The sequence below is a fragment of the Paraburkholderia eburnea genome (genome assembly GCF_002917095.1).
Lineage (GTDB): Bacteria > Pseudomonadota > Gammaproteobacteria > Burkholderiales > Burkholderiaceae > Paraburkholderia > Paraburkholderia eburnea.
Map to the genome: position 1 here is coordinate 208,994 of NZ_PQGA01000010.1, position 6,738 is coordinate 215,731.

Genomic DNA, 6,738 nt, shown 5'->3' on the forward strand with positions numbered 1-6,738 from the left:
AACTATGATCCACGCTCCGGCGGCGAGCCCTGAGGCTCGATCGGCCGGTTCGGTCCACTCGTGTTGCGTTTCATGTCCCCCATTTCGATCATCATCCCGTGTTTCAACGGCGCCGCGACGATTGCGCGCGCGCTGCAAAGCTGCCGTGCGCAACCCGAAATCGCGCAGATTTTCGTCGTCGATGACGGCTCGACCGATGCCTCGGCGTCGATCGTGCGCACCTACGCCATGCACGACGACCGTATCCGGCTTTTGCAGACCGGGCGCCATGGCGGCGCGGCCCGCGCGCGCAACTGGGCGGCGCTGCACGCAAACACGCCGTTGATCGCCTTTCTCGACGCCGCCGACGAGTACCTTCCCGACGCCCTGGCTCCGGCACTGGCGCATCTGGAGCGGCATCCCCATGCCGCTGCCGTTCGCCTGGACGTCGAATTCGCCGGCTTTCCTTTGCGGATCACCGGGCATCCCGATTTCGAGCGTCATGCGGCGGTGCTCAGCAATACCGTGCCGGGCAGCCTCGTGATTCGCCGCAGCGTGTTTCTCTCGCTGGGCGGCTTTCCGATGGACGAGGTGTTTCGCCGTCATGGCGGCGAGGATGGCGCGCTGTCCTGGGTGCTCAGCGAAATCTTCGAGCAGTGCCGCCTCACGGATGCGAAGCGCGTGCGCGTGCATTATCACGGCAGGATTCACGCGGAAGCCTTCCTGAACATCCAGATGGGTTTCACGCAAGCGGACCCGCTGGTGGCCGGCGAAACGCTGCGCGCATCGCGGGCGTTCCTCGATGCCGCCTGCGCGAATCTGCGCCAGTTGCGTGCGGTCGAGCCGGTCTGCTGAAGCTCGACGCATTCATGCGGCGGCCTGGCGAGTCCGCCGCGCGGCTGTCATCGCGTTTTGCTACAATCACGCCTCGTCTTCGAGGAGCGTTGCGACGGGTTTCTCCAATCCGCCAGGCTCGAAGGTGCTCAATACGATTGACTTCCTTGAAGCAATCGCACTGAAAAACGGCGCTCACGTCTTTAATTTCTAGTCACTTTTAGAAAGGAGGGCGTGATGAACGCCGCAATTCCGCAAGATCAAGCCAACGATTTCGTCGTCGCCGATATGTCGCTTGCCGCCTGGGGCCGCAAGGAACTCGATATCGCCGAAACCGAAATGCCCGGCCTCGTGCAAACCCGCGAAGAATACAAGGCGCAGCAGCCGCTCAAGGGCGCGCGCATCGCAGGTTCGCTGCACATGACGATCCAGACGGGCGTGCTGATCGAAACGCTGACGGCACTGGGCGCCGACGTGCGCTGGGCCTCGTGCAACATCTTCTCGACGCAGGATCACGCTGCCGCCGCCATCGCGCAGGGCGGCACGCCGGTGTTCGCGTTCAAGGGCGAATCGCTCGACGAATACTGGGAATTCTCGCACCGCATCTTCGAATGGCCGAACGGCGAATTCGCCAACATGATCCTTGACGACGGCGGCGACGCAACGCTGCTGCTGATCCTCGGCGCCAAGGCTGAAAAGGACCGCTCGGTCATCGCCAAGCCGACGAACGAAGAAGAAGTCGCGCTGTACAAGTCGATCGAAAAGCACCTCGCGATCGACCCGGCGTGGTACTCGACGCGCCTGTCGCACATCAAGGGCGTGACCGAAGAAACCACCACGGGCGTGCACCGCCTGTACCAGATGGAAAAGGAAGGCCGTCTGCCGTTCCCGGCCATCAACGTCAACGACTCGGTCACGAAGTCGAAGTTCGACAACCTGTACGGCTGCCGCGAATCGCTCGTGGACGGCATCAAGCGCGCGACCGACGTGATGATCGCGGGCAAGATCGCCGTGGTCGCCGGCTACGGCGACGTGGGCAAGGGCTGCGCGCAATCGCTGCGCGGTCTGGGCGCGACCGTGTGGGTCACGGAAATCGATCCGATCTGCGCGCTGCAAGCCGCGATGGAAGGCTACCGCGTCGTGACGATGGAATACGCCGCCGACAAGGCCGACATCTTCGTGACGGCGACGGGCAACTTCCACGTCATCAACCACGACCACATGAAGGCGATGCGCCACAACGCGATCGTCTGCAACATCGGTCACTTCGACTCGGAAATCGACGTCGCTTCCACGCGCCAGTACCAGTGGGACAACATCAAGCCGCAGGTCGACCACATCATCTTCCCGGACGGCAAGCGCGTGATCCTGCTGGCCGAAGGCCGCCTCGTGAACCTGGGCTGCGCCACGGGCCACCCGTCGTTCGTGATGTCGAACTCGTTCACGAACCAGACGCTCGCGCAGATCGAACTGTTCACGCAAGGGCAGAAGTACGAGAACAAGGTCTACGTGCTGCCCAAGCACCTCGACGAAAAGGTCGCGCGCCTGCACCTGGCACGCATCGGCGCGAATCTGTCCGTGCTGTCCGACGAGCAGGCTTCGTACATCGGCGTCGAGAAGAACGGCCCGTTCAAGCCGAACCACTACCGCTATTAAGCGAACCAAGCCAACCAAGCCAACCAAGCCATTACCCGGCGCATCGTTACGGCTGGATACAAAAGCGCGATGAGACGTCCCTTATTTTTAAGACGTCTTTAAGCCACCAGCCCGAAGCTATGCACACGCCCGCGCGCTATTTTTAACGTGCGCGGGCGCACCGCATAACCACGACGCAAGAGGAAAGAGGACCTATCCATGACCGTGCTGCTCACCTGGCTTGTCAATGCGCTCGCGCTGCTGATCATCACGTGGCTCGTACCGTCGATCCACGTGCGCAGCTTCGGCACCGCGCTCATCGTCGCGCTCGTGCTCGGCCTTATCAACGCCGTGCTGCGCCCGGTGCTCATCGTGCTGACGCTGCCCGTGACCATCCTCACGCTCGGCGTGTTCATCCTCGTGGTGAACGCACTGTGCTTCTGGCTGGCCGCGTCGCTGCTCAAGGGCTTCGAGGTGTCGGGATTCTGGTCGGCGTTCTTTGGCTCGATCCTCTACAGCATCGTCTCGTGGCTGCTGTCGGCGCTGATCTTCGGCAACCGCAGCCTCGGCTGACGCTCGCATGGCCGGGGCTTCGCGCTTCGGCCTGCTCATCAATACAGCGATCATGAAACCGATCGAACTCTCATTCGAATTCTTCCCGCCGAAGACCGCGGAAGGCGTCGAGAAGCTGCGCGCCACGCGTGCGCAACTGCTCATGCACAAGCCGCGCTTCGTGTCGGTGACCTTCGGCGCGGGCGGCTCGACGCAGCAGGGCACGCTCGACACCGTGGCCGAGATCGCGAAGGAAGGCGTCGATGCGGCGCCGCATCTTTCGTGCATCGGCGCGACCCGCGACAGCCTGCGCGACATCCTGAGCCAGTACCGCTCGCACGGCATCCGTCACATCGTCGCGCTGCGCGGCGACCTGCCTTCGGGCATGGGCGAGATGGGCGAGCTGCGCTACGCGTCGGATCTCGTCGCCTTTATCCGCGAGGAAACCGGCGACGCGTTCCATATCGAAGTGGCCGGCTATCCCGAATACCACCCGCAGGCGCGCTCCCCGCGTCACGATCTGGAAGCGTTCGCGCAGAAGGTGAAAGCGGGCGCGGACTCGGCGATCACGCAGTACTTCTTCAACGCGGATGCGTATTTCCGCTTCGTCGAAGACGCGAAAAAGCTCGGCGTCGATATCCCGATCGTGCCCGGCATCATGCCGATCACGAATTACTCGCAGCTCATGCGCTTCTCGGAAATGTGCGGCGCGGAAGTGCCGCGCTGGGTCGCGAAGCGCCTGGAAAGCTTCGGCGACGATCGCGAATCGATCCGCGCGTTCGGCCTCGACGTGGTGACGGACCTGTGCCGCCGCCTGGTCGATGCGGGCGCGCCCGGTCTGCACTTCTACACGCTCAATACGGCGGGTGCGACCAAGGCGATCTGCGAGCGGCTTGCGCTCTGATTGCATACGTCTGCTGCACAGACGAACCGCGCGGTTCCGGACTTCCGGGCCGCGCGGTTTTTTTATGGACAGCGCGCAGTGGCTTGATGAATATCAAGATTAAACTTTCGAGACAGTGCCGATAATCGAAGGTTATCTTTTCCCGATAGCCTGCGCGCCACGGCTTTCCCATGCGATGCGGGCCGCTCTCATGACGTCTCCTTCCGCACACGACCCCGCCGCGTCCGTCCCGCCCCCCGCATTGACCTTCGCCGATGCGCTTGCCGCGTGGCGCGCCGGCGCGCATGACGAGGCTCGCCGGTATTGCGCGCAATTGATCGAGATCGATCCGCGCAACGCCGACGCCCTGCATCTGGCCGGCGTCCTCGACATCGGCCGGGACCGGCTGGCGGCGCGTGCGCTGATCGAACGGGCGCTCGCGCTGCGCGAAGATCCGCACTTCCTCGTCAACTTCGCGCTCACCTGCGAGCGCGGCGCCGAAAGTGGTCTGGCCATCGCCGCGCTCACGCGCGCGCTCGAACTGAAGCCCGATTTCACGCACGCGCTCAACAATCTGGCCAATCTGTATGACGCCGGGGGCGAGCGCGAACGCTGCGCTGCGCTGCTGGAGCGCGTGGTGGCGCTGGAGCCGGACTATGGCCTCGCGCATTACAACCTGGGCAGCGTGTTGTTCGCGCAGGGCGATCTGACGCGCGCCGAAGCCGAACTGCGCCGCGCGGTCGATCTCGACCCGGCTCACGTCAGCGCATGGAACAACCTCGCCAACGTGCTGATCGCGGGCAATCGCCGCTCCGAGGCGCAGGCGCTGCTGGAACATGCGCTCACGCTCGCACCTGATTCCACCGATGTCCTGACGAACCTGGGCATCCTGCTGCGCCACGTCGGCTGCATCGACGAGGCGCGCGCCATGCTGGAACGCGCGCTCGCGCTGGCGCCCGGCAATGCGCCCGCCTGGAACAACTACGGCAACATCTTCATCGAACTGGGCGACCCCGACGAGGCGCAGCGCGCCTTCGAGCGCGCCATCCAGCTGCGCCCCGATTTTGCCGATGCCTGGAGCAACTACGGCAACGCGCTCAAGGCATCGGGCCGCATCCATGGCGCGCTGGAAGCCTACCGGCGCGCGCTGGCCTGCGATGCGGGCAACGAAGGCGCGCACTGCAATCTCGTCTACGCGACGATGTTCGCCACCGAGGACAGCATGGCGATCCGCGCCGAAGCCGAGCGCTACGCGGCCCGCTACGATACGCCGCATCTGGCCGCGCCCGCGCCGCAGTATGCGAACGTGCCCGATCCGGCGCGGCGGTTGCGCATCGGCTATGTCTCGCCGGATTTTCGCAATCACTGCCAGTCGCTCTTCACGCTGCCCGTGTTCGCGCATCACGACCACGCGGCCTGCGAGATCGTCTGCTATTCCAGCGCGCAGCCCGACGAGATCACGGCGCGGCTCGCGTCGATGTCGGATCTCTGGCGCGACGTGCGCGACTTCGACGATGCGCGCCTCGCGCAGCAGATCCGCGACGACCGTATCGATGTCCTCGTCGACCTCACCATGCATATGGCCGACTCGCGGCGCGCGGTGTTCGCGCGGCGTCCCGCGCCGGTGCAGGTCGCGTGGCTCGCGTATCCGGGCACCACGGGCAGCCCGGCGATCGGCTGGCGGCTCACCGATCCGTGGCTCGATCCTCCCGGCGTGCCCGGCATCGACGCGCAATACACCGAACGGTCGCTGCGTCTGCCCAATGCATTCTGGTGTTACGCGCCGCTCGAAGCGCCGCAAGACGTGAATGCACTGCCCGCGCTCACGGCGGGTCATGTCACCTTCGGCTGTCTGAACAACCCCTGCAAGCTCACCGACGCCACCCTTGCGTTGTGGTCCGGGGTATTCGCGGCGCTGCCTGACGCACGGCTCGTGCTGATGGCTCAACCGGGCAGCGCGCGCGAGCGCCTGTTGACGCGGCTGGCCGCTCACGGCCTCGATCCGGCCCGCGTGCGCTTCGTGGGCTTTCAGGCGCGGGGGGACTATCTGCGCACCTGGGCGCAGATCGACATCGCGCTCGACACTTTCCCGTACAACGGCCACACCACGAGCCTCGATGCATTCTGGATGGGCGTGCCGGTGCCCACCCGCGTGGGCCGTTCGGCGGCGAGCCGCGCGGGGCTGTCACTGCTCGCCAATCTGGGGCTGACCGAACTGGTGGCGCACGATGACGCGGGCTATGCGCAAACCGTCGTCGCGCTCGCTCGCGACCTGCCGCGTCTCGCCGCGCTGCGTGCCAGTTTGCGCGCGCGGATGAATGGCTCGCCGCTGATGGACGCGGCGCGCTTCGCCCGCAACATGGAAGCGGCATACCGGCTGATGTGGCGCGACTGGTGCGAGCGCGGCGAGTCTGGCTGCACGTGAATTAACGGTGCGCCAAGGTCGGTATCCGACTATTCGGGCACGCGCGACCACGCCGGCGCAGCGCTTGTGCGTCGCCACGCGCCGCGTCTGGGGGCGGTCTCGACGCCAATAACCCTGTAGCAGCGGCAAAAATTCCCACCCAGCAGCGAAACGCGCGATACGGCCGGATCAAACTCGCGCCAGAGCAGCACAAGCGCCGCCAAAAGGAGGAGACAGCCGCAAGGAACATCGGCGACTAAACACCAAAGGCGGGCCTAAGCAAGCCTGTCAACCAGGCGTTTTCCACGAGAGACGGGCCTTTTTGGCTAGCTTGTGAGCGCAGCCCCCGCTCTTGTAAGATCGCGCTACGCTGGCTCCGGCCGGCACCGAACTGGAGGAAACATGAAACAAAACAAACTGTTGCGTGCTGCACGAATGACGTCTTTCGTGG

General features: G+C 64.8%; 5 protein-coding genes and 1 riboswitch. All 5 genes read left to right on the forward strand.

The features are described from left to right. The first annotated feature begins 72 nt into the window (after nt 1-72). The 5 genes from B0G62_RS19215 to B0G62_RS19235 all read left to right on the forward strand — a co-directional run bounded on the left by B0G62_RS19215 (nt 73) and on the right by B0G62_RS19235 (nt 6,308). Nucleotides 73-834 (forward strand): glycosyltransferase family 2 protein, encoded by a 762-nt coding sequence (locus tag B0G62_RS19215; RefSeq protein WP_103705803.1) that lies wholly within the window; start codon nt 73-75, stop codon nt 832-834. Nucleotides 835-909: 75 nt separating this feature from the next. Further along, nucleotides 910-1,017: riboswitch (S-adenosyl-L-homocysteine riboswitch) on the forward strand. Between the two features lie 33 nt (nt 1,018-1,050). Continuing rightward, nucleotides 1,051-2,469 (forward strand): adenosylhomocysteinase, encoded by a 1,419-nt coding sequence (ahcY, locus tag B0G62_RS19220; RefSeq protein ID WP_103705804.1) that lies wholly within the window; start codon nt 1,051-1,053, stop codon nt 2,467-2,469. A gap of 198 nt (nt 2,470-2,667) precedes the next feature. Then, nucleotides 2,668-3,021, forward strand: coding sequence for a phage holin family protein (locus tag B0G62_RS19225; protein ID WP_103705805.1), 354 nt, complete (start codon nt 2,668-2,670; stop codon nt 3,019-3,021). 52 nt (nt 3,022-3,073) lie between these two features. Next, nucleotides 3,074-3,904 (forward strand): methylenetetrahydrofolate reductase [NAD(P)H], encoded by an 831-nt coding sequence (metF, locus tag B0G62_RS19230; protein WP_103705820.1) that lies wholly within the window; start codon nt 3,074-3,076, stop codon nt 3,902-3,904. Between the two features lie 190 nt (nt 3,905-4,094). Then, nucleotides 4,095-6,308 (forward strand): tetratricopeptide repeat protein, encoded by a 2,214-nt coding sequence (locus B0G62_RS19235; RefSeq protein ID WP_167401308.1) that lies wholly within the window; start codon nt 4,095-4,097, stop codon nt 6,306-6,308. The last annotated feature ends 430 nt before the right edge of the window (nt 6,309-6,738 follow it).